At 55.4% G+C, this 1,111-nt stretch carries 1 protein-coding gene; it reads left to right on the forward strand.

The window, feature by feature from the left end; all coding sequences use genetic code 11:
* Positions 1–128 precede the first annotated feature (128 nt).
* A complete protein-coding gene (locus tag MTAB308_RS00005) occupies positions 129–935 on the forward strand; it encodes a sulfotransferase family protein (protein ID WP_083746383.1) in 807 nt (268 codons plus the stop codon).
* Positions 936–1,111: the final 176 nt, after the last annotated feature.

Here is a 1,111-nt window from a genome sequence, read left to right on the forward strand (position 1 = left end):
ACGAAAAGCCATCAAGACGACCGTGCCTGATCCCGCCAGCCAGAAGGAGCCTGATCTGCTGGACCGGGATTTCACCGTGGCGGCAGGGGTGATTCAGCTAGCGCGCCCCCAAACGATATAATGATTCAATGCGCTCTCCAGTGTTTATTATCGGGTCCGTGCGCTCCGGCACCAGCGCGCTTGTCGACGTGCTGTGGCATATCGGCTACGAAGGCTTCGGAGAGGGGCATTTTCTCTCGTTGATTCACTATATCGATGCCATAGTGGATCTACACTACGATAGGTTTGCAAGCACCGATCCAGAAGTGCTACTGGGAAAACTGGTGGGAAACGTCGACAGGCGCCATTTAAAACGCAGCCTCTACGAGACGTTTCGGACGTTGGTGAACGACCTGAATGCCAAGCAACTTGAGCTAGATCCGAAAGATCCGTGGTTCGACAAGACGGCGGATCCTGGGATGATTTTGGCGAGCCCGATCCTCCGGGAACTATGGCCGAGCTCGGTTTTTGTGTTCGCCAAGCGGCGCGGCATTGAAAACGTAATCTCGCGCGTGAAAAAGTTTCCGGGTGCGTCGTTCGAAGACCACTGTGCGGGTTGGGCCGGGAGCATGGCCGAGTGGCGGAACACTCGACAGCAGCTGCCGCCGGAATGTTTCATCGAGGTCGAGCAGCGCGACATGATTCAGCAACCGGAGCGCACCGCTCGAAGTTTGTGCTCATTTCTACATGGGGACGAGAACGCGGTTCAAGCCGCTTACAAAGTCTTGAGCACTCCTGGCCTGCAGGAGAGCGAAAAAGGAAGCGCCTCCAAGACATTCTCGCTCGCTGAATCCGGGTGGACCGCAGAACAGACGGAGACGTTTCTCAAACATTGCGAGAGTGAAATGAAGGAATTCGGCTACACCATGGATGAGCGTTACAGCGTAACTGTGTGACACTCTCGACTACTGAAGCGAGCGCAGGAATTGCTCGGCGGCGCGGGCTGGTTGTTATGAAAAGTAATTGCTGTCTGGCACGTGAATCGATGGTGACCGGGCAGGGCGAAGCCATCCGACGTAGCCGGATTTGATTGTCAGGTGTTTGTTGGCTCTTCTGGTTTTAGGGCTTTCGC

It is taken from the genome of Mycobacterium terramassiliense, assembly GCF_900157385.1.
Classification (GTDB): domain Bacteria; phylum Actinomycetota; class Actinomycetes; order Mycobacteriales; family Mycobacteriaceae; genus Mycobacterium; species Mycobacterium terramassiliense.